The sequence below is a fragment of the Bacillus sp. SRL543 genome (assembly GCF_984799205.1).
The window spans coordinates 919,390-943,332 of sequence record NZ_OZ481794.1; the positions used below are offsets into that span (position 1 = coordinate 919,390).

The window sequence follows — 23,943 nt, forward strand, 5'->3', positions numbered from 1 at the left end:
CAGTTGCCTTTAATAGTCCGGCAAAGCTGGGATTAGAAGGAAGGGACTTGCAATGAAAAGCTTTGTGGCAAACAAAACTCCATACTTTTTTATAGCTCCTGCACTTATTTTGCTGTTAATATTTTCAATTCTGCCTATATTTGTGGCCTTTATTATCAGTTTTACAGATCTTGATCTGGCCGGTATTGCTGATTGGTCTTCCATCAGTTTTATTGGCTTTGAAAATTATAAAGAGGTTGTAGGCGATGAGATATTCTTAAAATCCATTTTTAATACGCTATTCTATGTGGTAATTGGTGTACCGCTTGTCATCGTTTGCTCCCTGGGGATCGCGCTCCTGATCAATTTTGGAAAAGCACGCATTTTCAAAGCTTTCCGGGTTGTCTTCTATATGCCTTCCATTACAAATGTTGTTGCAGTAGCAGTTGTGTGGAGCTTTCTCTATAACCCTCAGTTAGGCTTATTCAATCATGTGCTGGAATTTTTCCACCTGCCGCCTGTACCGTGGCTGCAGGATCCCACAGTAGCAAAGATCTCGTTAATCGTACTTGCTCTCTGGAGAGCCATCGGCCTTAATATGATTATCTTTCTTGCTGCGCTTCAGGGGATTCCGAAAACCTACTACGAAGCGGCCCAGCTGGACGGCGCCAATAATTGGCAGCAGCTGTTTAAGATCACCATTCCCCTGTTAAGATACGCCATCTTCTTTGTGTCAATTACAACGATGATCGGCTGGCTCCAATTTTTTGAAGAGCCTTTTGTTATGACAGACGGCGGTCCATTAGACAGCACGACTTCTGTTGCGCTGTTCATTTACCGGAACGGTTTCCAATTAAGCAACTTTGGCTATGCCGCTGCAGGATCTTTCATATTGTTCATTGCCATCATTATCATTACGATGCTTCAATTTAAGCTGCAGAAGAAAGGGCAGGATTATTGATGAAAACTGAGGTGGAATACAAAATGAAATCCAATGCAGTTCGAAAACAGTCATTAAGCAGCAGTAAAAATGCTGAAAGAGCTCAGCAATGGTTTGTTGGTATTATTCTTGCGATTGGCGGATTGCTGGTTACTATTCCTTTTATATGGATGATCCTGTCGGCCTTCAAGCCGGAAAGTGAAGTAATGCAGCTGACGCCAACCCTGCTGCCGCAAGAGTTCACATTGGATAATTTCTATAATCTCTTTGTGAATATGAACTTTGCTCTTTATTTGAAAAATACTCTGATCGTTGTATTCTGGTCTTTTTTCGGCTTAATCTTAAATGCGATGGCCGGATATGCTTTTGCCAAGTTTGAATTTAAAGGACGCAATAAATTATTCTTTCTCGTTCTTGCTACCATGATGATTCCTGGCCAGGTTACCATGATTCCGGTCTATCTGATCCTGAATCAAATGCACTTGACGAATACAATGGCGGGAATCGTTCTGCCTGGACTGGTGGGAGCATTCGGTATCTTCCTCTTCCGTCAGTTCATGACTACCATTCCCGATGAACTGCTGGAAGCAGCCAGACTGGATGGAGCCAGTGAGCTGAGAGTATTCTGGCAGATCGTCCTGCCAATGACCAAACCGATACTCGCTGTCCAGGGAATTCTCACCTTTATCGCTGGCTGGAACAGCTTCCTGTGGCCGCTGATCATTGCCAATGATGAAAGTCTCTATACACTATCGGTTGGACTGCAGTTATTAAAAGGTCAATACGGCGGCAACTTTGCCCTGCAGATGGCTGGATCAACCTTTATGGTCGTTCCGATTATCATCATCTTCATTCTTTTTCAGCGGTACATTATTGATGGGTATACGATATCGGGGATTAAGTGAGTGGAAAGGCCAGTGAGCCAAGGGGACAGGTCCCCTGGCTCTTTTTTGAGATTGGGCCAAGGGACCTGACCCCCCGGCCCACAGCCCAGCCCACCTCACCCCGCCCCCTCATCTCACCGCACCCCCAACAACCCCCGATTAATCACCCCATTAATTATCTCCGCCATCTCCCCCGGACTGTGATCCATCCCGTTATTCAGCCACTTTTTTATCACGTGAATGCTGCCGCTGATGATGAAGGTGCTGAGGTATTCAGAGAGGTTTTCGTCATAGGCGGTGTCGGCGAGCCAGCTGGTCATGAAGACCTGGTGGGCGAAGTTTATGACTTTTGTTTCGAAGGTTGTGTTTGTTTTTTCGTTGAGGAGGGTGGTGCATACTTCGTGTTTGCTGGCGAAGTATTCGAGCAGTTTTTCGATCATTTGGAGGGCCTGGTCTTCTTTTTCGAAGTTGTACTGGCTCATATAGCCCTGCATGTCCTGGATGATTTCGTCTTCGATGGTGTCCAGGAGGTCATATTGGTCGGTGTAGTGGGAATAAAATGTGGAGCGGTTGATGTCGGCGAGGCCGCAGATTTCTTTGACGGTAATATAGGAGATCTGCTTGTCTTTCAAGAGCTTCATGAGGCTGTCTTTTAATACCATGATCGTATATTTTTTGCGTCTGTCCATTTTGGGAGAGGTCATAACCAGTTTCCTTTCTTTTTGCGTTTTCCAACACTTTTGATCATTGTGTCGGGAATACCACGGAAGTTAAAGAACTGTTCGTTGAATAGGCAACACCGTGTTTATATAATGATAAAGTGTATAGAAAAAAAGGGCAAGAGAGGGTGAACACGCATCAATATTGCTGCACGAATACTTAAACATAAAAAAGCCGTTGCCATTGTTTTCGCGGTTTTGACTGTGCTTTGCGCCCTGGCGCAGTTCACTGTGTCGGTGAACTATGATATGAAGGAATATCTGCCGGAGGACGCACAGTCGACTAAAGCCATGGAAGTGATGGAGCGGGAATTTGAAGGAAATGTCCCGACGAACCGGGTGATGATGCGGGACATGACCATACAGGAAGCTCTTGCTTTCAAAGAAAAGCTGGCCGCGATTGACGGTGTATCTGATATCATGTGGCTGGATGATGTGATCGACATCAAGGCTCCGCTTGAAATGGCGGACCAGGACACGGTTGACGACTATTACAAAGATGGGTATGCCTTGTTTTCTTTCAGCATCCGTGAAGGAGAAGAAGTCCAGATCACCGATCGCATTTATGACCTTATCGGCGAAGATAATGCGATGGCAGGTGAATCGCTGAATACGGCCACACAGCAGAAAATGGCCGGGACGGAATCTATGTATGCTGCCGCCTTTTTGGTGCCGATCATTATCATCATTTTAGTGGTTTCCACGACTTCGTGGGTGGAGCCGCTGCTGTTCCTCACCGCCATCGGTGTGTCAGTTCTGATCAATATGGGGACGAATATTTTTCTTGGAGAAGTATCTTTTGTCACCCAATCGGTCGCGCCGATCCTGCAGCTTGCAGTGTCGCTGGATTACGCGATTTTCCTCCTGCACAGCTTCAACGATTACCGGAAAAAGGTAGGGGATCCGCGGGAAGCGATGGAGCTGGCGATGAAGAAATCTTTTTCGGCAATCGCAGCCAGCGCGTCCACAACTTTCTTTGGTTTCATCGCTCTAGCTTTTATGGAGTTTGAAATCGGGTCGGATCTTGGCATCAACCTGGTCAAAGGAATTTTACTGAGTTTCATCAGTGTCATGGTGTTCCTGCCGGCATTGACGCTGCTCTGTTATAAATGGATCGACAAGACGCAGCATAAGCCATTGCTGCCATACATCCGCGGCAAGGGGAATTTTGTGCTGAAGTTCCGGGTTCCGGTTCTTTTGCTTGTTGCCATCCTGATTGTCCCGGCCTTTCTTGCGCAAAGCAAGACCAATTTCACTTATGGAGTTGGCGAATTGCCGGAGTCGACAAGGGCGGGGAGCGATTTTACGAAAATTAAAGAAGAGTTCGGGGAAAGCACGCCGATGGTCCTGCTTGTGCCGAAGGGGGATACGGCCAAGGAAGAAGAGCTGGTCGGCGATCTGGAAAAGCTTAACCATGTGACGAGTGTCATGGCGTATGTCAACACCGTCAGCGCTGCAATCCCTCCAGAATATCTGGATCCCAGCATTACGGAACAGTTCTATTCGGAAAATTACAGCCGGGTCATCCTTCAGACAGATACAAAAACTGAGGGAGACGAGGCGTTCCAGCTGATCGAACGGGTCCAGGATACTGCAGAGAAGTTATATGGAGATAAGGTTTATTCAGTCGGAGAGAGCGTGACATTGTATGATATTAAAAACACGGTCAAAAAAGACAACACGCTGGTTAATCTATTGACCCTCCTGACAGTTGCGTTCGTCCTGTTTGTAACCTTCAGGTCGATTTCGATTCCGCTGATCCTGCTGCTGACGATTCAGACCGCCGTCTGGATCAATCTGTCTGTCCCTTATTTTACAGATTCTTCATTAGTATACGTCGGCTATCTGCTGGTTAGCATCATCCAGCTGGCAGCAACGGTCGATTACGCAATCCTGCTGACGGATGCTTATAAAGAGGACCGGCAGGAAATGTCTGCGCTTGAAGCGGTCAAGAAGACGATGGATGAAAAAATATTCTCGATCGGCATTTCGGCCTCAATTTTATCAAGTGTAGGCTTTATCTTATGGATTACGTCATCGAATCCAATCGTAGCTTCGATCGGTCTGCTGCTGGGAAGAGGAGCGCTGCTGGCTTTGATTATGGTCGTATTCTTCCTGCCGGCGTGTCTCTTGGTATTTGATAAATTGATCATGAAAACAACATGGAAAGCAAACTCTTATAAGGAGAAGTGATGATGAGGAGAATCAGAAAGCTCTTGGCTATTTTTGCCAGCATCCTGCTTATGATGCCCGCCCTGCTGGTTTCGGCTGATACAACGGGCAGCAAGTCAGGGGAAGAGGTCTCCCGAGAAACAGGGGAGCTTTCCTCAAAGGACGAAGTGGTGTATGCAAAGCTCAGCCCTGCTGGTGAAAATGAGGAAGTGTATGTGGTTAACATTTTAAATATTGAAGAACCGGGTGAAGTGACCGATTTCGGCCCCTATACAAACCTAAAAAACCTGACGGACATGTCGCCTATTGAGAAGTCAGACGCAGCGGTTCATGTGACGGCTGAGGAAGAAGGCAAGTTTTATTATCAGGGTGATTTGAATGAAGCAGCCCTGCCATGGGATGTTTCTATTACGTATACATTGGATGGGCAGGAAACCCCACCGGAAGATTTGGCTGGAAAAAGCGGTCATGTGCAGATAGATATTCAAACATCCCGGAATGAAAGTGTCGATCCATCCTTTTTCGAGAATTATCTGCTGCAGATTTCCTTCCCGCTGAATGGGGAGAAATTCAGCAATATCGAAGCTCCTGACGGGATGCTTGCCAATGCGGGGAAAAATAAGCAGGCCACATTTACTGTGATGCCGGAAAAAGAGGGGAATCTGACCCTTGAAGCAGATGTGGCGGATTTTGAGCTCGAAGGCATTGATATCACAGCGATTCCGTCTTCACTCCCGATTGATGCACCGGACATCGATGATATGACAGGTGAAATGGATACACTGACAAAAGCGATCAAAGAGGTCAATGACGGAGTCGGGCAGCTGCAGAACGGGGCTTCGGAATTGCATAATGGTGCCGCTAAGCTGAGCAATGGCTCCAGGGAGTACCGTAATGGTATAGCGGCGCTCGACGGTTCTTCTTCCCAGCTGGTCAGCGGCTCCAAGAGTATTCAGCAGGCCTTGCAAAAGCTGAATAGCAGTCTGAGCGCTGGCTCTGGAGATATGGGCCTCGGCGATTTGAAAAAGATGCAGGATGGATTGTCACAATCGGCCTCTGGCCTGAGGGAAGTGTCCAGGAATCTGGCAGAATTGCAGCAGGCTTTCAGCGCCTCTTACAATAGCTTGAACGAAGCAATGGAAGGCATTCCGAATCATGAAATTTCTGAAACACAGATCGAGCAGCTGAAGCAGAGCGGCGCCGATCCGAATGTTATCGCGCAATTGCTTGAGACTTATGCGGCTGCTAAAAATGCCAAAGGAGTCTTTGCTGCTGGTAAAGGCAGTTTTGACGCTGTCAGTGGGACTTTGGAGCAAGTGAGCGCGTCTCTTACAGAGATGGCGAAGAACCTTGACGCTATGTCTGCTGGACTTTCTCAAGCTTTGGCCAATTCTGATGCTGCTGATGCGATGGCACAGTTGCAGGCAGGCGTTCAAGCACTTGCTGCCAACTATGAATCCTTCCACTCGGGATTGGTGGATTACACTGGCGGAGTGAGCAGGCTGGCAGGCTCCTATTCTGAACTGCATAACGGCATTGCTGGCGTGGCAGGCGGAACAGGGGAACTCTCTGACGGTGCAGCCGCACTCCATGATGGGACGGCTGAGCTGTATGAAGCCACGAGGGATCTGCCGGAACAAATGAAGGAAGAAGTTGAAGGCATGCTCGAAGAATACGACAAAAGCGACTTCAAACCCGTTTCCTTCGTATCGCCTGAGAACGAGAAAGTAAACTCAGTTCAGTTTGTGTTAAAAACAGAAAGCATTAAACAGGAAGAAACGGAAGAGGTTGAAAAGCCCAAGGAAGAGCCGAAGGGGTTTTGGGCTCGTTTGAAGGCGCTGTTTTCATAAGTGAGAGAGAGGTGCCGGCCTTTGGGGGCTGGCGCCTTTTATTATATGGCTGGCATTAGAACTTTCTATTATTCTATTAAAATATATTGTAATAGATGGATATATTGGATTATTATTAATATAAGTTAAAATATGGAAGGTGAGAAAATTAAAATGAAAAAGTCCAGTGCTTTAGCCATTTCTGCTTTGTTGATCCTAAGTGTATCTTTCTCTGTAAGTGCTGAAGCAAAAACACCGGCAGCTGCTAAAACCTATAAGAATTGTACTGAATTAAACAAGGATTATAAAGGCGGAGTAGCCCGTTCTTCTTCTGTAAAAAACAAGGGCGGTAAAACTAAATATAAACCGTATGTATCCCAGGCGCTGTATGATGCCAATAAAACGAAGGATCGGGACGGCGACAAAATAGCTTGTGAAAAGTAAAAAGTTGAAATCAGAGTTTTTGCTTAAAGTTTACAGGCGGGATATCAGAATAAAGAAGGTACAGGCCTGCTGGGCTGGCGCCTTTTTTTAGAGAGCCAAGGGGACAGGTCCCTTGGCTCTTTTTGATACTGGGCCACGGTACCTGTCCCCATGGCTTCCGGTACCTGTCCCCATGGCTTCTTATTCCCATTTCAGGGCATACTTTTCATAAGCAGCTGGTGAGGAGTGGGAAGATGCAAAAAGTGAGTGTGGTTAAACAGAGTGTTAAGAATGTGCAGAAGGGCCAGGTGGAGAAGGGGCAGTCGCATAAGCTGGCATGGTGGCAGCTTTCTTTGATTGGGATTGGCTCTGTGATTGGGGCGGGGTTCTTTTTGGGATCCGGTTTGTCGATTCACTCGGCGGGTCCTTCTGTGCTGATTGGATATCTGCTGGCCGGATTGACGGCTTATTTTGTTTTTAGTGCACTGGCTGAGATGACGGTGCAGGATCCGCAGCCCGGTTCGTTCCGGACATATGCGGGACAGGCATTCGGCCATTATGCGGGATTTATGAGCGGCTGGATTTACTGGGTGGCGGGAGTGCTGATCATGTCGAGCGAAGTGACGGCACTGGCCATTTTTACTCAATTATGGCTGCCGGATGTTCCTATCTGGATTTTTTCGATCATTTATTCTGCCATTGCATTAGGCATTAATTTTCTCGGTGTAAAAAATTTCGGAAGCATTGAATCGTTTTTTGCTGTCATAAAAATTTCTACGCTCATCAGTTTTATTTTCTTCGGGATTCTAGCAGCGTTTGGGGTACTCTCACCCGAGACGGCAGGTGAATCGTCCACCTTTTTATCGGAGGGGATTTTTCCGAATGGGTTTTCAGGGTTATGGTCTGCAATGATATTCATTTTGTTCTCTTATGGGGGAATTGAAGTGATCGGGGTTTTGGCTACGGAACTTAGAAACAAAGAAGACGTGCCAAAGGCAGGGAGCTTTCTGGTTGCAGCTTTGACAATCCTTTATGTGGTCAGCATCCTCTTTATCCTGATGATGATTTCTTTTCATAACATAAATGAAGATAAAAGCCCTTTCGTGGCTGCTTTATCACAATTCAATATTCCTTTTCTGGATAGCATCTTCAATGTCATTTTAATAAGTGCGGCTTTTTCGACGATGGTGGGGTCTCTTTTTTCAATAACAAGCATTATCGTGTCTCTTTCAAAGGATGGAGACGCGCCGCAAAGGCTCCAGAAGAAAACGAGGAAAGGAGTGCCGGCAGGGGCGCTGCTGCTGAGCGGAGCGGGGCTCGGTGTTTCTGTCCTGCTTTCATTTCTCTTGCCGGATACCATTTACGAGTATATGACGGCCTCAGCAGGCATCATGCTGATCTTGAACTGGATCATTATCCTGGCGTCGCATATCAAGAAAAGGAAGCAGGTCGGCGCATCTCATGAGAAATATAAATCCTCTGCTTATCCGGTAACCTCCTATCTGGGCATTGTGCTGATTATCTTTACGATTGCGGGTTCGCTTCTCCACGCCAATCAAAGAATGGGCTTGTTTGCGAGCATTGGGTTTGTGCTGATCATTCTTGTTTCGTATCTTCTGGGTTCTAAGTTTGGGAAGTTCAAGAAAATCCATAAAACAGAGGAAGAGTATTAGGGAGTGCCTGCTCTGGATTTTTCCGCGGTTTAAATTGGAAGTCTTGCCGTTTATCCTTTAAAATGAAATATATAAAAGATACAGGCAAATTCATCGAAAGGTGAAGACGCAAAACTACAGGGACTAAAGCCAAAGGCTATGTCTGCCAGTTACCGATTCATCTTTATGAGCGTAGGCTGATCGGTTTCGATTGGTCTATTTTTTATGCTGAAGGATTGAGGAAAACGAAGAGGGACAGCAATGATGAACATACAATTTGCACAAGGTTTTGGATTAGGGGCACTGACTGTTTTATTGGTTGTGATTTATTTTTTCAGAAGATGGAAAAAGAAAGAAACTGACTCTTTTAAAAATCATGAAAATTATATGCATGTGATAGAAAACACCAAAGATTTTCTTTATTATTGCCAAGTATATCCGGAGCTGAAATTTAAATATCTTGGTCCTTCAGCAGAATGCTTTTTCGGTGAAGGTTCTAATGCAGATGCCTATTCAGACGCTGGTGTTGCCTTTAGGGATATCCACCCGGAGGATATGGATATTCTCCAGAAAAAAGTCCATGGACAGGTTGATTTCAATAAAGCAATCGTTCAGCGCTGGAAAGATAAAGACGGTCATTACCGATGGTTTGAAGAGTATGCGACTCCGATATATGAAAATGGGGTGCTGGTCGCTCTTCAAGGTATGGTGCGGAATATTGATGAGAGAAAAAAGCTGGAAGAAACATTGAAATATCGAATCACCCATGATGCTTTGACAGACATCTATAACCGTGATTTCTTTGAGCAAATGATGGAGAAATATAATGAACGTGAGGATACAGCTGCAGCCATTATATTATGTGATTTGGACGGCCTGAAATGTTTGAATGATAACTATGGGCATAAAACTGGAGACTTTCTGATTAAAGAAACAGCACGGCTATTAGAACAATTTTTCAGAGAAAATGCCTATGTTTCAAGGATTGGCGGAGATGAATTTGCGGTTTTCCTTTTAAAAAAGGACAAAGAACAGGTAGAGCTCCTGGTTGAAAAGCTATCTGAAGAGATTAGCAGATATAATGAAAGCAGCCAGGAAGTCAAAATTAACATATCGATAGGCTTTGCGTTCTGCGAAAATTCACTAGGTGTCATGGAAAGCTTATTTGTTGAAGCGGATAACCATATGTATCGAAATAAAAGAATGAAAAAAGGTGCCTGAATTCATCAATAAAGATGGGAGAAAGGCACCTTTCTTCGCAAAAATGGAGGAAAATGATGCCCGCCAAAAAAAGAATCAGAGATTATGGAGTGAAAATAGGAACCCTTCAAACTGGTCCGCGCAATTCTATCACTGATGTGGAAGGGGTAACTGTGGGGCATACAACGCTAAGTGATGGTGATAAACAAACCGGGGTCACTGCAATTGTGCCGCATCCCGGGAATCTTTTTAAAGAAAAGCTGATTGCCGCGACCCATGTGATCAACGGGTTTGGGAAGAGTATGGGGACAATCCAGATCAATGAGCTGGGTACGATAGAATCTCCGATCATCCTGACCAATACGCTGAGCATCGGTACAGCAGCCGAGGCTTTGATTCAGTATATGCTGGAGTCTAATCCCGAAATCGGCCGGACGACTGGAACGGTGAATCCGGTTGTGTGTGAATGCAATGATATGTTTTTGAATGATATCCGGGCTGGGTTCGTAGAGAGGGAGCACGTATTCCAGGCACTGCAGAATGCCTCGGCGGACGTGGAAGAAGGCACTGCTGGAGCAGGGACCGGCATGCTTTGCTATTCTCTGAAGGGCGGGATCGGGACCAGCTCGAGGCTGATGGAAATGGACCATGGAACTTATACGATGGGCGTTCTCGTGCTCACGAATTTCGGCGGCTTAAAGGATCTGCGGGTGAATGGGAAAGCCGTCGGGGAGGAGCTGAGTGAGGCTATCCAGGCTAAGGAGGAGAAGGATAAAGGGTCGGTCATTATCATTGTCGCAACTGACCTGCCTGTATCGGAGAGGCAGCTGACCCGAATCATTAAAAGGACGGTAACAGGTTTGTCCCGGACGGGGTCCATCATCGGGACGGGAAGCGGCGAGGTGGTCATCGGCTTTTCGACTGCTGTGAAAATCCCTCATGAAAAACCGGCAGATTGCTTAAGGATCTCTATGATACATGAAGAGGATATTGATCTGGCTTTCAGAGCGGCAGGCGAGGCAGCGGAAGAGGCTGTCCTGAATTCGCTGGCAGCGGCAACACGGGTGGTGGGCCGGAATGGAAATGTGCGGCCGGCTTTGAGTGATCTGCTGCGGGAGTATGGTATTCGGCTGGTGTAAAGAGGCATAAGTTTTAAAATATCAATCTCTGCCTTGGGCAGGGTGTTATGTTAAAAATGTTCCTATCTTTGCCAGGCACTCTTCAATTATATCGTCTAATATTTCCGCCTGCACAGCTTCTGAATGATAGTGCACCAGAATTCTCAATTTGCGCGCGGTCCAGTCCAATGATTTTATTTGATCACTCAATATGACCCCTGTTATTGGCATGCCGTCATCATCAGGGGAGATTCCCTCTTTTGGCAAATCGACTTCAAAGGGATAATTTTTCTTTTGATTGGTAATCGGACAGACAGCAATAAATCCAGTGGCTTGATTAAAAGATTTTGGAGAGAGAACGATCGCAATTCTTCTTCCGGCCTGTTCATGGCCAGCTTGTGGATTGAAATCAATTACAACAAGATCGCCTCTCCCTGGTATAGCTTGCGGCATTAAATCAATTCACGCCCTTCATTTCCATAATCGGCTTCCTTGTGCCGATTATCAGGAGTAATTTGTGAGATTAATTCTTCAAGTGAATATTTCTTCTTCGGTTTTTTAGGTTTAAGCGTGATGATATTCTCACTTCCAACAACACTCAGTTCCATCTCGGAGCCCTGGATAATGCCTAATCTGTCAGCAGCCTCTTTTGGGATGCGGATGCCCAAGCTGTTTCCCCACTTTTGCGCAACAACAGTGGACATATAGTCAACTCCTTTGTTTTGGTTTGTTTTCGAGTTTATGCGCTTCTTGGAATCCATTGTATCACCTCATGTTGAATAAGTATATACATAGTATATACACATGATCAAAGAACGATACACATTAAAAAAAGCCTGTCCCCAGATGCAGTTATTCCGGGGTAAGGCTCTTAATTCTGCTCAATCAATTCTCTGTACTTACTAATATTATCTTCACTCAAAACCCCAGCTTTATAAAAATAGTTTGCATAAACAAACAGCATCATTTCATTTTCTTCGGTGAACTCCAGTTTCTCCATGATGAGATTGATCGTCTCCGCATGCTCTTCGGGACTGGTATACATCGTATTCCAGGCGCGGACCTGCTGTTCAGGAATGCCGCTGAAAATGGCAGCTTCGAGTTCTTCCGGCGGGACCGGCTCCTTTAAGTGTGCGTATGGGTCTTTGTCGATGTCAGTGTAAATGAAGCCGATCGGATTGAATTCTTCCAGAGAGTAGGTATTTTGCTCGCTTGATGTTGTAATTACTGCATTGTTCTGGTCAATTTCAAGCTTTCCTTCTTTCAATAGAAGATGTTCCCCTAAGGCGCTTATCTCGCTTAGCACATCCGGCGCAGCCAGCCAATAGCGCTGATCCTGCTCCAGCTGTGCGATATATTCCCCAAGAGGCATATCATCTAATTTTCCTTCATCTTTTAATCTTGTATAAAGCACCGGGCGAAAATAATACTGAACTGACAGGTCCTTCATATGAATGGTCCACTGGGCATCCGGGCATTCAAACAGAACGCGGAAGGCAAAGCCCGCAGCCGTTTTCTGCAGCTCATAGTATATCAGCCACTGGCCGGTCTGCAGCTGTTCGGCTGCTTTTTCCTCGGTAATATCATGGAAAGTAAAGTGAATATAAGGCTTGGTGGAAAAACCGCTCTCTGTATTGATATAAAGATGAAGATTGCCATTCTCCCGCTCAATCCGCTCGATGATGGCATCATGGAGGCTTTCTGCAAACACCTCCTGGACAGCAGGTGATAAATGGGCAGCAACCTGAGTTGTCTGCTCATGTGCTGCATCCAAAACCTGTTCAAACTCCCTGTCACTATTGCGCATCCATTGAAGATAATCCTCGCGGACCGATTTGGGCAGGGAAGGCTGATTGAGCGTTCCATTCTCAAGATGAGGAACAAAGCGGCTCGGGAGCACCGTCAGCAGTTCTGCTTTTACATCCTCCAGTTCCTCTTCCAGGCGGGCAGGGAGATCTTCTCCTTCTTCCTCCGCTTCTCTCAAGGCGATTTCCCAGTCGGAATCAGACTCTTGAATGGGCAGGAGATTGTGCTTTAAGAAGGCTTCTTTTGCTTGAGTTGTTAGATTCCACATTGGGGCACCTCGGATCATTTTGGTAAAAGCAGTTACTATCGTTTTTAGTTGATTTAGATTTTTAGTAAAGAACCCTAAATTGCTCTGATGCGCAGCCATGGCATGTATCATTGTCAAACCGATGCTCCTTGGCAACCTTTTCACCGCAAAACTGGCACTTTCGATAATGCCTTTTTCTGGTGTTAATAGTCTTAAGCAGCAGTTCAAGCATCGCGGCCTGCTGCTCTTCTTTTTTCAAGGTTTGAATGTCCTTCCAAGATAACGAATGTTTTGTATAAATGCCAGGCACCGGAGCCGGAATAGGTCCATTCCATTGTACAGCTTCATATCCAAAGTCCAGACCAGCATCGGTAAAACGGATATAGACTTCTGGTTCATCGGTAAATCCATCAATCTTAAAATAAGCGGCATAATTACCAGTAAAACTGTTAATTGAGTATTGGTCATTAAGGGATTCAATCCAGGTGATGGCCTTCATTTTTAAAGATTTCATTGTGAGCATCCTTTTGGATTTTTCTATTATTATAGCATTCTGGAAATTTATGTGACGCTGCTCATTCTTATCATCTCAGCACTGTAGGATATGTTAGAATGTGTAGATAACCCATTAGATTTAGTTGGCATAGCCCAATATTTAAGCGAGGAACGACTTATGAAAAACAAACAAAAAGCCGAAGCCTGGGCAGAGGCCAAGAAACGCTGCCGCCTCAATGCAGCAGATATCCGCATGACCAAGGAACTGGGGATGACGCCTAAAAGCCTGATCAAGAATATCCCCTCAAAGAGCCAGCAATGGAAGATGCCGGTGAAAGATTGGATCAGAGACCTTTACAGCGAAAATTCGGCAAAGTGCTTGCTTCTGAGACTCCGCCTCAAAAAGCAGGAGGCAGCCAGAAGAAGGAGAAGCCCATCGAATTTGAAGAAGATGAGGGCCCGCCGTATTATGAGGATCTGCCATTTTAAAAATGAGAAGCCTGAACCCTTGAGGTCAGGCTTTTTTTGATTGTTTGGGCAGGGGACAGAGCACTGTTCTGTTTTATTGAAAATGGGCCGGGGGGACTGACCCCCTGGCCCAAACTGAGCCAAGGGACCTGACCCCCCTGGCCCAAACCGCCCCCCCACCTGTTTATCCCCTCAAACTCTCGGCAATAATGCATATTGAAGAGACAAATCTGCCCTACAGCCAATATCCCAGTTGAAACTATCACGCTCTTCGATTAATATATATGGTGTTGAACTAAACAAACGAAATCGATGATGAGGAAGAGTAGCTGGTGCTGTAATCTAAAGCGAGTCAGGGATGGTGTGAGCCTGATGAGGATGCATGAGCGAAGAACACCTCTGAGTTCTAACCGAAAAGGCTCACTGAGTAGGCTTAGACGTGTCCGGGACGTTATCTGCCGGAGTTATGATTTAAGCTGGCCGCATTTTGCGGCAATGTGGGTGGTACCGCGGAAGCAAAGCCTTTCGTCCCTTTTAGGGGGACGTAGGCTTTTTTTTATGATCATTATTATATTTAGGAGGATCAATCATGATTAAAGCAACTGTTAAAGAGCTGTACAGAGATCCTGAAGCCCATTTGAATGAGAAGGTGCGTATAACCGGCTGGGTCCGTACGTCCCGCGATTCAAAGACTTTCGGCTTCCTTGAAGTCAATGACGGCACTTTTCTTAAAAATGTCCAGGTCGTTTACGGAGATGATCTGCCGAATTTCAAAGACATCACAAAAGCAGCGATCAGCTCTACTGTTTCTATAGAAGGTTCTATCGTTTTGACGCCTGACATGAAGCAGCCGTTCGAAATGAAAGCCGAGCAGATTACGATTGAGGGTAAATCAAACTCAGACTATCCGCTGCAAAAGAAGAAGCACTCTTTTGAATATCTGAGGACGATTGCCCACCTGCGTCCGCGTACGAATACATATTCAGCTGTATTCAGAATCAGGTCGCTGGCTTCTTATGCGATCCATAACTTTTTCCAGGAAAAAGGTTTCATTTACGCTCAAACTCCTGTGATCACAGGAAGTGACACAGAGGGTGCCGGCGAGATGTTCCGTGTTACAACCATGGATATGAACAATGTGCCTAAAACCGATGAAGGCGATGTGGACTTCAGCAAGGACTTCTTTAATGGAGAAGCCAATCTGACAGTCAGCGGGCAGTTATCAGCAGAAGCCCTTGCTCTTGCTTTCCAGAAGGTGTATACATTCGGGCCGACTTTCCGTGCAGAAAACTCCAACACAACCCGCCATGCGGCTGAGTTCTGGATGGTTGAACCGGAAGTGGCATTCGCTGAGCTGCCGGATATCCTTGACCTGGCAGAAGCGATGATTAAGCATGTCATCCAATATGTGCTGAACGAAGCACCTGAGGAAATCACATTCTTCAACAGCTTTATCGATAAGACTCTTATCGAAAGGCTGAACACAGCGCTGAATACTGAATATGCACGCGTGACTTACACGAATGCAATCGAGCAGCTTAAAGAGTCAGGCGAGAAGTTCGAATATCAGCCAGAATGGGGAGCAGACCTGCAGACAGAGCATGAGCGCTATCTGAGTGAAGTTATCTATAAGCGCCCTGTCTTTGTCACAGACTATCCAAAAGATATCAAGGCTTTCTATATGAGAGCGAATGATGATGGCAAAACCGTTGCCGCTGCAGACCTTCTTGTCCCTGAAATCGGCGAGCTGATCGGCGGAAGCCAGCGTGAGGAGAGGGAAGAGCTCCTTAAAGAAAGAATCACTGAGATGGGCATGGACCTTAAGGATTACTGGTGGTATCTTGAGCTCCGCAAATATGGCGAAACCAAGCACTCCGGCTACGGAATCGGCTTTGAGCGCCTAATCATGTACCTGACAGGAATGAAAAACATCCGTGACGTTATTCCATTCCCGCGTACTCCGGGGAATGCTGAATTTTAATTAACAGCGAAATTATTTTAAAAAGCCTGTCTGCTATTCCATTAGCGGACAGGCTTTTTCTATTGGGATTCCAGTAAGCCGGCAGCAGAGATCCGGAACCATTTTGGGGAACCGAAATACAATGGAAGCATTGAGAGCCTAGATAGACGAGGGAAGTGACAGCATGGGAGTTAGTTTAGCCGTTTTCTGTGCCATAGCTTATTCTTTCAACTATATATTCATCCAGCTTGGGATGAGAAAATCCCCGCAGGATAATGGCAGTTTCCTGTCTCTGTTCATTTGTGTGCTGACCGTGATGGGGATATACGGATTGATGTTTCTTTTTGGGGAAAAAGAGATGGCGCCTGTTAGCTGGATTGGTGTCTTTTTTTATATGGCCGCAGGATTTTGTACGGTATTTCTAGGCAGGACCCTGCTGTTTGCAGGTATTCGAAAAATAGGCTCCTCCAGGGCAGCCGCACTGAAAAATGCTGCTCCGGTATTCACCATTATCATGGCTGTTCTTTTTTTAGACGAAACCATTTCTCTTCTTGCCGGGATTGGGATCCTCGTGATCCTTATCTTTCTCTTTCTGCAGGCAAGACTGGACTTCCGGAGGGCAAAGGCTCATTCGGAACAAAAAGATCGTTCAGGCTTTATGCTGGCTCTCGCTGCCGCCATTTGCTTTGGAATTGGCCAGGGATTAAGAAAATTAGGGGTCATGTATGAAGCGGATGCAGTCTTTGGTTCATTGATAGGTTCTGTTTTCGCCCTCCTTGTTTTTATATTGATGGAAATCGGCAGGAAGCAGCTAAAGCTGACATTGGCGCGGAACTTTAAGAAGATTAATCTCTATTTTGTGGCAGCCGGCATTGTGACAGGGCTCGCCCAAGTCTCTTTTTTTGTGTCCCTTCTTTATACCCATGTATCGTATGTCAGCACCATAGCTGCTATTGAGCCAATCATTACAATTTTCCTGGCAAGGGTGCTGCTGTCCTCCGAAGAGAGATTCGATTGGAGGCTGATTGCCACAGCCTTTGCTGTCTTTTTGGGAACAGTGATTATTATCATTGGGCAGTGAGAGCAAGAAAGGGTGCCGGTGCAGGTAATATGAAGCTGAGGATAGAATAAAGATGTTATCAGACAGCTGACCTATCGAGATATTTTAACAGAATACCAGTCCTATCAAATGGGAAGCCTGGTGATGGAAGCGGATTACGATAAACAGGAAGGGTGCCTGGCCATCTTTTTGCCTGACGGCGGTCACATGAAAGTCCAGGTTATAAATACTGCCGGGACAGTGGATGGCCCTGTTAGAGATTTAGACAGTACAAGCAGACTGATGAGGAGGAAAAAAATGATCAATGTGGGGATCATCGGAACAGGCTGGTTCAGTGCAGTGCACGCAAAGATATTGACAGAAATGGAAGAAGTAAACCTGGTGGCAGTATGTGGAACAAGCCTCCTAAAAGCGGAGGGCTTTGCAGAAAAGTTTACCGGGATAAGAGGATATGATGATATAGAGGAAATGCTTGACAGGGAGCGTTTGGATGCCGTATATCTTTGCGTGCCTCCATTCGCACATGGCGCAATTGAGCTGCAGCTGATCAAAAGGGGGATTCCTTTTTTCGTGGAAAAACCTGTCGGGACAAGCATGGAAGCTCCTGAGATGGTCTTATCCGCCCTCAAGGAAAAGCCGGTCATCACTTCTGTCGGCTATCATTTCCGTTATCGTGAAACAGCGGCAAGATTGAAGCTTGAGCTGGAGGGTGCGGTCCTTGGGATGGTGACCGGCCAATGGATGGGTTCAATGCCGCCTGTGCCATGGTGGCGCGATCTTGCCCGATCAGGAGGGCAGCTGGTTGAACAGACCACTCATATCATTGATTTTCTCAGGTATGCGGCTGGCGAGATTGAAGAAGTGTCAGCTGTTTTTGGAAGCCGTTTTTTAGAGAACGTTCATGAAGGTGTTACAGTCCCTGATGTTGGCACAGTGACCCTGAAAATGAAAAGCGGATCATTGGCAGTGATATCAAACACTTGCCTGCTGCCGGAGGGAGATTCCAAGGTAGGAATCGACTTTTTTCATAGCAAAGGGATTCTCCAGCTTGATCAGGAAGGGCTGACAAAAAGGGAGAATGGGATAGTAACAGAGTGGAAGGACCAGGAAAGCCCGTATATAGCAGAGGCCCGTGCTTTCATTCATGCGGTCAGGACGGGGGATGCTTCCGGGATAAAGTCGGACTATTTTGATGCCTGCCGGACACAAAAAGCCGCTGCGGCAGCTGTGGAATCAGCGCGGACCGGAAGGCCAGTGACTGTGGCGGACGGCTTTTAACTTTGCTGGAAAAAACCGGCATCACTGTTTTTTAAACAATGATGCCGGTTTTTTTATGGTTTTTCTCTTTTCATATTCATTACACTATAAATAACAATAAGAGAAAGGCTATTCCTTTATTTTAGAAAGCGCTTTAAAATAAAGAAATAGACACTCAGCTGCCGGAAAGGGAGGGAAATACCGATGTATCATTTCGTTGCGAATGGCGTCTATCGTTTTTGTGAGTGGGTCACCCGTCTGGCCTATCTGAACGTATTATGGATCAGCTTTTCTCTGCTGGGCTTCATTGTGCTTGGAGCCGGGCCGTCTACTGTGGCCATGTATACCGTAACAAGGAAATGGCTGACGGGGAATCCGGATGTCCCTATTTTCAAAACGTTCTTTGCTGCTTATAAAAAAGAGTTCCGCAGAGGCAATCTGCTGGGTATCATCCTGTTTAGCATATTGGCTGTATTCTGGCTCGACTTTAAGATCTTCGCAGTGACGAATGCCGAATTTTCTATTATAACCATTCTCTTATCAAGCTTATCACTTGTATTTTTCGTCCTTCTCCTGTTTATTTTTCCTGTGTATGTTCATTACAATATTAAATTATCTGAAGTTTTTAAATTTTCCATCCTCATTGGGCTTTCAAAGCCTTTTTATAGTCTAATGATGATTGCCGGTGCCATCGGCGCCCTTTTCATCAGCCTGCTTCATGTGACAGTCATTCTCTTTTTCAGCGGCAGCCTGTTTTCACTGATCATGTCTGCCCTTGCTTTAAAGGCCTTTAATAGCCTGGAAAGAAGCCAGGCAGACGAGCAGGCAGCTTAGACGCAGCATTCATTTTTTCTTAAAGGGGGCCTTCTGGCTGCATGAAAAAATTGAGGTCCTATTTAGCGGCCATCTATAAAAATTCCAAGCTGAAAGTCAAGCTGCTGATTAATATCTCACTGATTATGGTAATCGCTTTAGCATTTGTACTGGGCGGCCTTCAATATGTGTTCAATCTTTATGATGAACAGCTTTATGAAAAATCCTCCCAGGTGCTGATGATGTCATCCAACAGCATAGAAGAAGAGCTTGAAAGAATTGAAGTGATCAGCTACAGCATTGCAGTGAACTCCCAGCTTCAAAATTCCTTGCTGGAACTTCAGGACAATATTGAGGGCTATGAGTTCTACCGGCTGGAACAGCAGATTGAAAACGAGCTGGCAAACTACGCCGGTTCCGAGAAATATATTCAATCCATTCTTTTATATGATTCAAAAGGCCGCGAATTCCTTGCCGGGTCAAGCAGCAGTCCGCTGCTGCAGTCAGATAAGGAAGCTGCCCTGAAAACAGCCAAAAAACATAAGGGAGAGAACCATTGGATTGAAATTGACGGCTATAATGAATTCCTGATTTCAGTGCGCCTCGTCAGATCCTATGAAAATCTGAATCTCCGGCCTATCGGTACACTTCTGATCCGCGTCAATCTGGACAAAATCGTTGGCGGCCTTCCCTTGACCAAGGGAGAAGCAGCGGGAAATATCCTGATTTCCAATGGAGATCAAGTATTTTACTCGGCGAAAGGGACCGATGGATTGGACGAATTTCATTTTAATAACAGAACAGACCAGGGATACCGCATCGAAAAAATAAATGGTGAACGATTCTTCGTTAACCACCTTACGACCAGCTTCGGGGATTGGACTTATTGGAATATCATTCCCTTCAATCAGATGTTTTCAGGAATTGCAGCAGCAAAGTACTCGATCATATTCGTGTTTCTGCTGATGTTCTTTCTGCTGATTACCCTCGGCTTCAAATTTCTGAGGAGGATCACCAATCCGATTGAAGAACTGGCCGCCACGATGCAGGATGTTAAGGAGGGGGATTTTCAAGCGGTCGAGTCTTTGAATCCTTCACTGATTTATGAGGATGAAGTGGGGATCCTTTACCGGAACTTCATTACAATGGTTCAGAGAATCGATGAATTGATCCAGGAAAATTATGCAAAGCAGCTTCTCATTAAAGAAACAGAATTCAACGCACTGCAGGCTCAGATCAATCCGCATTTTTTATACAATACGCTTGAATCTGTCAATTGGCTGGCCAAGACCCACAAGCAGCAGCAGATCTCCAATATGGTAGAAGCGCTTGGGCATCTGATGCGCAATAGCATCAATTTCAAGGAGGATATCATTACAATTGGACAAGAGCTCCAGATTGCCGACAGCTATTTGACTATCCAGAAATACCGGTTTGATGACAGGCTGGATGTTCAAATGGATATTGATTCTTCATTGATGGGATGCAAAATCCCCAAGCTTACGCTGCAGCCGCTCCTGGAAAACTCGTTTCAGCATGCGGTGGAACCTTCACTGGTGATGTCCATCATTAAACTGGCAGTCTGCACTGACGGGCAGAACCTGCTTGTGCGTGTAGAAGATAATGGGCCGGGTGTGGATCCGGGCATCCTTGCCATGCTGAAAGCAGGGAAATTCAAACCCAAAGGAACGGGCATCGGGCTGAACAATATCAATGAACGGATCATGTTGAGTTTTGGTGAGCAGTATGGATTGAGAGTTGAGAATTTATCAGGAAAAGGGACGGCGATTACAGTCGTCCTGCCGTTACAGGAGGTGGAAGCGGATGGTGTATAAAGTGCTGCTGGCTGATGATGAAAAAATTATCGTTGACGGCATTTCCAGTGTGATCGATTGGCGTTCACTGGATACAGAGCTTGTCGCCACAGCCAGGAATGGGATTGATGCTTATGAGAAAATATCGGAACTTCAGCCTGATATTGTGATCAGTGATATAAGAATGCCCGGAATGGACGGACTTACTCTCGTTTCCAGGATCCACAAGGAGTTTCCATCCATCCGGTTTATCCTGCTGTCCGGGTTCAGCGAGTTTGAATATGCACAGAAAGCCATGCAATATGGCGTTAAAAACTATCTGCTGAAGCCATGCAATGAAGGACAAATTACAGACGCACTGACTGAAATCATCTCCGAATTGAGAGAAGAGGGGAAGCATGACATTTACCTGCGCCAATTGAGGGATGATTATGAAAAAGCCCAGCCTTATCTAAAGGCCCAGCTGTTAACGGAATTCTTATCAGGCAAGGCCGGCACCGCTAAAGACCTTGAGACCTATCAGCAGCTGTTCGGCCATGACATCAGCGGCAAGCAGGTAAGGCTGATCCTTTTTAAGCTGGAGGGTGATTTCTCCTATGAGCATTTGTATGTTATTAGGAATTCAGGAGATGAAATGTTGACGAACACCCTGTTAAATACCCATGTTGGGGAGCATGCCTTATTTCTGGTCGAGGATCAGGACGGTATTCAGACCCTGCACAATCAAATCGAACAGATGCGTGAGAAACTCTTGCGAAACTATGGACGGGACACAACCGCCGCGATAAGTGAAGGCGATTTTATCCAGAATGCCCGCAGCCTGTACCGGAAAGCACTGGAATATTTGGAGCACCGTTTTTATTACGATGAAGGCAGCATCATCACTCCGAAGGATATCCAGCCCATAAGCGGGAGCCTTCCTCCAGATATCATGATTGATGCGCAGCAGATCTGCCTGAAAATCAAATCCGGACATATGGAGGATGTACGTACGGAAATTGCCGGCGCTTTCAAAAAAATGGCTGCCCTCCGCCTTGGTATTCCTTTAACCAAGTCATACTGCATCCAGCTGTATTCAGAGATTGTGCAGGCCGGCGAGTCGGAGCGCATGCAGGATTACCTCACGGGAACTTCCCGGCTGCTGGGAATGGAAACCGTTCAGCAGATGCATGACTATATCGAGGAAGCCGCAGTGGGGATGACAGAGGAGTATTATCTCCGCTTTCAATCGAAGCAATCCTCGGTGGTCAATAGAGTGATAGAAATTGTAAAAGAAAACCTGGGAAATCCTGAGCTTTCTCTTAAAATGGTAGCCGGTGAGATGCTTTATATGAATGCGGATTATTTAGGGAAACTGTTCAAGCAGGAAACAGGCCAAAGGTTTTCAGCCTATTTGACAAGGCTCAGGATCGAAAAGGCTGTCGAGCATATTCTTGAATGTGATGATGTGAAAGTGGTGACGCTGGCAGAAATGATCGGCTTCGGCGATAACCCGCAATATTTCAGCCAGGTTTTCAAAAAGTATACAGGCTATTCGCCATCTGAATACAGGAAAGTCAATTAGCTGCTGCATCCGGCCCGCCTTTCTTCCAGAGATGGAAGGATGACGGGCTATTTTCGTTTAATGAAAGCGCTTTTATGATTCACTGTTTTTTGCACAAGGAACTCTGTTATTTTGATTTATAATATTCTGAAAATAACTACAATTAAATTGTAAGCACTTTCAATAAAGGGGGATATAAAAATGAGAAGGTTGGGTTTGGCGCTGCTTGCTGTTCTGCTGCTCCTTTCTGCCGCCGCGTGCAGCTCCGGCAATGAAGAAGCCTCAGGAAGCAAGGATGAAAAAGGAAATGAAGAGATTACCCTGCGTGTAGCCTGGTGGGGCGGGCAGCCGAGGCATGATTATACAATGAAAGTGATTGAGCTGTATGAAAAACAGCATCCGAATGTAAAAATCGAAGCTGAATTTGCGAACTGGGATGATTATTGGAAGAAGCTTGCACCAATGGCGGCTGCAAACCAGCTTCCGGACATCATCCAGATGGATACAGCCTATCTTTCCCAGTATGGTGAAAAAGGCCAGCTTGAGGACCTGACACCTTATACGAAGGATGGAACGATTGATGTAGGCTCTATTGACGAAAACGCCATTTCCGGAGGGAAGATCGGCGATAATCTATATGGATTCAACTTAGGCTCCAATGTCCTTTCAGTCATCACCAATGACGATATGCTGAAGGAAGCCGGCGTTGAGATTGATGATGAAAGTTGGACATGGGAGGATTTCCAGCAGAATGTTCTGGATGTGCATAAAGCAACCGGCCAGTTCGGAACAAATGGCATGCACCCGCCGGACGTGTTTTTCCCTTACTACTTAAGGACACAGGGAGAGCGCTTCTATAACGAAGACGGCACAGGACTTGCCTATAGTGACGATCAGTTATTTACCGATTATTTTAACATGCAGCTGGGGCTTGTAGATCAGAAGGCATTCCCTACTCCAGACATCCAGGCACAAATCAAAGGGCTTGAAGACGACTACATCGTTAAGGGAACTGCGGCCATGACCTGGAACTGGTCCAATCAGTACTTGGGATTCGCACAATTGACAGAAGCGCCATTATCCATCAATCTTCCTCCGGAGCAATCAGCTGAAACAGCCTTATTCTTAAGGCCGAGCATGTTCTTCTCTGTTCCGAAGAGCTCCAAGCACAAAGAGGAAGCAGCCAAGTTCCTCGACTTTTTTGTCAATGATGTTGAAGCCAATAAGCTGATTAAAGGGGACCGCGGTGTTCCTGTATCCTCAGAGATCATTGAAGCATTAAAGCCTGAGCTGACTGAGGATGAAGCGAAAATATTTGAATATGTAGAAAGAGCTTCCCAAAATGCCAGCCAGGCTGATCCGCCTGATCCGCTTGGCAGCGCAGAAGTCATGAAGGCTCTGAAGGATGTTTCTGAACAGATTATCTTCAAGCAGATCACTCCGGAAGAGGGAGCCAAGAAGTTCAGGGAGCAGGCAGAAGACATTTTAGGCAAAAACAAATAATCCACTATCAGGAGTACATAGGCTGGTGCAGCGTGCCTTGTACTCCTGCTTACTTAGTTGA

General features: G+C 45.9%; 21 protein-coding genes, 1 riboswitch and 1 other annotated feature. Of the genes, 16 read left to right on the plus strand and 5 right to left on the minus strand.

The window, feature by feature from the left end; all coding sequences use genetic code 11:
* Positions 1 to 52: 52 nt before the first annotated feature.
* Together AC4E8B_RS04800 and AC4E8B_RS04805 are read left to right on the plus strand one after the other, a co-directional pair.
* Positions 53 to 940, plus strand: a complete 888-nt coding sequence (locus tag AC4E8B_RS04800; RefSeq protein ID WP_490217363.1) for a carbohydrate ABC transporter permease — start codon at positions 53 to 55, stop codon at positions 938 to 940.
* A gap of 23 nt (positions 941 to 963) precedes the next feature.
* Entirely contained in the window at positions 964 to 1,824 is an 861-nt protein-coding gene (locus AC4E8B_RS04805) for a carbohydrate ABC transporter permease (protein ID WP_490217365.1), read from the plus strand.
* A gap of 113 nt (positions 1,825 to 1,937) precedes the next feature.
* Here the strand turns inward: AC4E8B_RS04805 and AC4E8B_RS04810 are convergent, their stop codons facing one another.
* The gene (locus tag AC4E8B_RS04810) at positions 1,938 to 2,492 is read right to left on the minus strand and encodes a TetR/AcrR family transcriptional regulator (RefSeq protein ID WP_490217366.1); all 555 of its coding nucleotides are present in this window, start codon (positions 2,490 to 2,492) and stop codon (positions 1,938 to 1,940) included.
* Positions 2,493 to 2,771: 279 nt separating this feature from the next.
* Here AC4E8B_RS04810 and AC4E8B_RS04815 point away from each other — a divergent pair, with 279 nt between their 5' ends.
* The 6 genes from AC4E8B_RS04815 to AC4E8B_RS04840 all read left to right on the plus strand — a co-directional run bounded on the left by AC4E8B_RS04815 (position 2,772) and on the right by AC4E8B_RS04840 (position 10,937).
* The gene (locus tag AC4E8B_RS04815) at positions 2,772 to 4,715 is read left to right on the plus strand and encodes an efflux RND transporter permease subunit (RefSeq protein WP_490219503.1); all 1,944 of its coding nucleotides are present in this window, start codon (positions 2,772 to 2,774) and stop codon (positions 4,713 to 4,715) included.
* Positions 4,715 to 6,544 carry a YhgE/Pip domain-containing protein gene (locus AC4E8B_RS04820; protein WP_490217367.1) on the plus strand — a complete coding sequence of 610 codons (1,830 nt, stop codon included), beginning with the start codon at positions 4,715 to 4,717 and terminating at the stop codon, positions 6,542 to 6,544. Before AC4E8B_RS04815 ends, AC4E8B_RS04820 begins: the two co-directional genes overlap by 1 nt.
* A gap of 153 nt (positions 6,545 to 6,697) precedes the next feature.
* A complete protein-coding gene (locus AC4E8B_RS04825; RefSeq protein ID WP_490219505.1) occupies positions 6,698 to 6,967 on the plus strand; it encodes an excalibur calcium-binding domain-containing protein in 270 nt (89 codons plus the stop codon).
* A 233-nt stretch (positions 6,968 to 7,200) separates the two neighbouring features.
* Positions 7,201 to 8,619 (plus strand): amino acid permease, encoded by a 1,419-nt coding sequence (locus AC4E8B_RS04830; protein ID WP_490217369.1) that lies wholly within the window; start codon positions 7,201 to 7,203, stop codon positions 8,617 to 8,619.
* Between the two features lie 73 nt (positions 8,620 to 8,692).
* Positions 8,693 to 8,776, plus strand: a riboswitch (cyclic di-GMP riboswitch).
* 83 nt (positions 8,777 to 8,859) lie between these two features.
* On the plus strand, positions 8,860 to 9,819 hold the full coding sequence (locus tag AC4E8B_RS04835; RefSeq protein ID WP_490217371.1) for a sensor domain-containing diguanylate cyclase: 960 nt from the start codon (positions 8,860 to 8,862) through the stop codon (positions 9,817 to 9,819).
* Between the two features lie 56 nt (positions 9,820 to 9,875).
* The gene (locus AC4E8B_RS04840) at positions 9,876 to 10,937 is read left to right on the plus strand and encodes a DmpA family aminopeptidase (protein WP_490219507.1); all 1,062 of its coding nucleotides are present in this window, start codon (positions 9,876 to 9,878) and stop codon (positions 10,935 to 10,937) included.
* A 45-nt stretch (positions 10,938 to 10,982) separates the two neighbouring features.
* Here the strand turns inward: AC4E8B_RS04840 and AC4E8B_RS04845 are convergent, their stop codons facing one another.
* The 4 genes from AC4E8B_RS04845 to AC4E8B_RS04860 all read right to left on the minus strand — a co-directional run bounded on the left by AC4E8B_RS04845 (position 10,983) and on the right by AC4E8B_RS04860 (position 13,483).
* Positions 10,983 to 11,369, minus strand: a complete 387-nt coding sequence (locus AC4E8B_RS04845; RefSeq protein WP_490217372.1) for a type II toxin-antitoxin system PemK/MazF family toxin — start codon at positions 11,367 to 11,369, stop codon at positions 10,983 to 10,985.
* Positions 11,369 to 11,677 carry an AbrB/MazE/SpoVT family DNA-binding domain-containing protein gene (locus tag AC4E8B_RS04850; protein WP_490217374.1) on the minus strand — a complete coding sequence of 103 codons (309 nt, stop codon included), beginning with the start codon at positions 11,675 to 11,677 and terminating at the stop codon, positions 11,369 to 11,371. The genes AC4E8B_RS04845 and AC4E8B_RS04850 overlap by 1 nt, the downstream gene beginning before the upstream one ends.
* A gap of 110 nt (positions 11,678 to 11,787) precedes the next feature.
* Positions 11,788 to 12,990: a DUF4085 domain-containing protein gene (locus AC4E8B_RS04855; RefSeq protein WP_490217375.1), complete on the minus strand. Its 1,203-nt coding sequence runs from the start codon at positions 12,988 to 12,990 to the stop codon at positions 11,788 to 11,790.
* A 61-nt stretch (positions 12,991 to 13,051) separates the two neighbouring features.
* Positions 13,052 to 13,483, minus strand: a complete 432-nt coding sequence (locus tag AC4E8B_RS04860) for a hypothetical protein (protein WP_490217377.1) — start codon at positions 13,481 to 13,483, stop codon at positions 13,052 to 13,054.
* Positions 13,484 to 13,642: 159 nt separating this feature from the next.
* Here AC4E8B_RS04860 and AC4E8B_RS04865 point away from each other — a divergent pair, with 159 nt between their 5' ends.
* From AC4E8B_RS04865 to AC4E8B_RS04900, 8 genes are all read left to right on the plus strand, one after another.
* Positions 13,643 to 13,993 carry a hypothetical protein gene (locus AC4E8B_RS04865; protein WP_490217378.1) on the plus strand — a complete coding sequence of 117 codons (351 nt, stop codon included), beginning with the start codon at positions 13,643 to 13,645 and terminating at the stop codon, positions 13,991 to 13,993.
* Between the two features lie 242 nt (positions 13,994 to 14,235).
* Positions 14,236 to 14,468 (plus strand) — a binding site (T-box leader).
* A gap of 53 nt (positions 14,469 to 14,521) precedes the next feature.
* Positions 14,522 to 15,913, plus strand: a complete 1,392-nt coding sequence (asnS, locus tag AC4E8B_RS04870) for an asparagine--tRNA ligase (protein ID WP_426872586.1) — start codon at positions 14,522 to 14,524, stop codon at positions 15,911 to 15,913.
* A gap of 163 nt (positions 15,914 to 16,076) precedes the next feature.
* Positions 16,077 to 16,973 carry a DMT family transporter gene (locus AC4E8B_RS04875; RefSeq protein WP_490217380.1) on the plus strand — a complete coding sequence of 299 codons (897 nt, stop codon included), beginning with the start codon at positions 16,077 to 16,079 and terminating at the stop codon, positions 16,971 to 16,973.
* A 123-nt stretch (positions 16,974 to 17,096) separates the two neighbouring features.
* Complete coding sequence (locus AC4E8B_RS04880; protein ID WP_490217382.1) at positions 17,097 to 18,230, plus strand: Gfo/Idh/MocA family protein; 1,134 nt, start codon at positions 17,097 to 17,099, stop codon at positions 18,228 to 18,230.
* Between the two features lie 183 nt (positions 18,231 to 18,413).
* Positions 18,414 to 19,043, plus strand: a complete 630-nt coding sequence (locus AC4E8B_RS04885) for a YesL family protein (protein WP_490217384.1) — start codon at positions 18,414 to 18,416, stop codon at positions 19,041 to 19,043.
* Positions 19,044 to 19,084: 41 nt separating this feature from the next.
* A complete protein-coding gene (locus tag AC4E8B_RS04890) occupies positions 19,085 to 20,857 on the plus strand; it encodes a cache domain-containing sensor histidine kinase (protein WP_490217386.1) in 1,773 nt (590 codons plus the stop codon).
* Entirely contained in the window at positions 20,847 to 22,400 is a 1,554-nt protein-coding gene (locus AC4E8B_RS04895; RefSeq protein ID WP_490217387.1) for a response regulator, read from the plus strand. The genes AC4E8B_RS04890 and AC4E8B_RS04895 overlap by 11 nt, the downstream gene beginning before the upstream one ends.
* A 180-nt stretch (positions 22,401 to 22,580) precedes the next feature.
* The gene (locus AC4E8B_RS04900; RefSeq protein WP_490217389.1) at positions 22,581 to 23,882 is read left to right on the plus strand and encodes an ABC transporter substrate-binding protein; all 1,302 of its coding nucleotides are present in this window, start codon (positions 22,581 to 22,583) and stop codon (positions 23,880 to 23,882) included.
* Positions 23,883 to 23,943 lie beyond the last annotated feature (61 nt).

Bases quoted from the DNA above. Each gene is read 5' to 3' on its own strand.
- AC4E8B_RS04830 (WP_490217369.1), top strand. From the start codon at position 7,201: ATGCAAAAAGTGAGTGTGGTTAAACAGAGTGTTAAGAATGTGCAGAAG.
- AC4E8B_RS04800 (WP_490217363.1), top strand. From the start codon at position 53: ATGAAAAGCTTTGTGGCAAACAAAACTCCATACTTTTTTATAGCTCCT.
- AC4E8B_RS04840 (WP_490219507.1), top strand. From the start codon at position 9,876: ATGCCCGCCAAAAAAAGAATCAGAGATTATGGAGTGAAAATAGGAACC.
- asnS (WP_426872586.1), top strand. From the start codon at position 14,522: ATGATTAAAGCAACTGTTAAAGAGCTGTACAGAGATCCTGAAGCCCAT.
- AC4E8B_RS04860 (WP_490217377.1), bottom strand. From the start codon at position 13,483: ATGAAATCTTTAAAAATGAAGGCCATCACCTGGATTGAATCCCTTAAT.
- AC4E8B_RS04865 (WP_490217378.1), top strand. From the start codon at position 13,643: ATGAAAAACAAACAAAAAGCCGAAGCCTGGGCAGAGGCCAAGAAACGC.
- AC4E8B_RS04890 (WP_490217386.1), top strand. From the start codon at position 19,085: ATGAAAAAATTGAGGTCCTATTTAGCGGCCATCTATAAAAATTCCAAG.
- AC4E8B_RS04825 (WP_490219505.1), top strand. From the start codon at position 6,698: ATGAAAAAGTCCAGTGCTTTAGCCATTTCTGCTTTGTTGATCCTAAGT.
- AC4E8B_RS04850 (WP_490217374.1), bottom strand. From the start codon at position 11,677: ATGGATTCCAAGAAGCGCATAAACTCGAAAACAAACCAAAACAAAGGA.
- AC4E8B_RS04875 (WP_490217380.1), top strand. From the start codon at position 16,077: ATGGGAGTTAGTTTAGCCGTTTTCTGTGCCATAGCTTATTCTTTCAAC.
- AC4E8B_RS04835 (WP_490217371.1), top strand. From the start codon at position 8,860: ATGATGAACATACAATTTGCACAAGGTTTTGGATTAGGGGCACTGACT.
- AC4E8B_RS04845 (WP_490217372.1), bottom strand. From the start codon at position 11,369: ATGCCGCAAGCTATACCAGGGAGAGGCGATCTTGTTGTAATTGATTTC.
- AC4E8B_RS04895 (WP_490217387.1), top strand. From the start codon at position 20,847: ATGGTGTATAAAGTGCTGCTGGCTGATGATGAAAAAATTATCGTTGAC.
- AC4E8B_RS04815 (WP_490219503.1), top strand. From the start codon at position 2,772: ATGAAGGAATATCTGCCGGAGGACGCACAGTCGACTAAAGCCATGGAA.
- AC4E8B_RS04885 (WP_490217384.1), top strand. From the start codon at position 18,414: ATGTATCATTTCGTTGCGAATGGCGTCTATCGTTTTTGTGAGTGGGTC.
- AC4E8B_RS04810 (WP_490217366.1), bottom strand. From the start codon at position 2,492: ATGGACAGACGCAAAAAATATACGATCATGGTATTAAAAGACAGCCTC.
- AC4E8B_RS04820 (WP_490217367.1), top strand. From the start codon at position 4,715: ATGATGAGGAGAATCAGAAAGCTCTTGGCTATTTTTGCCAGCATCCTG.
- AC4E8B_RS04805 (WP_490217365.1), top strand. From the start codon at position 964: ATGAAATCCAATGCAGTTCGAAAACAGTCATTAAGCAGCAGTAAAAAT.
- AC4E8B_RS04900 (WP_490217389.1), top strand. From the start codon at position 22,581: ATGAGAAGGTTGGGTTTGGCGCTGCTTGCTGTTCTGCTGCTCCTTTCT.
- AC4E8B_RS04855 (WP_490217375.1), bottom strand. From the start codon at position 12,990: ATGTGGAATCTAACAACTCAAGCAAAAGAAGCCTTCTTAAAGCACAAT.
- AC4E8B_RS04880 (WP_490217382.1), top strand. From the start codon at position 17,097: ATGGAAGCGGATTACGATAAACAGGAAGGGTGCCTGGCCATCTTTTTG.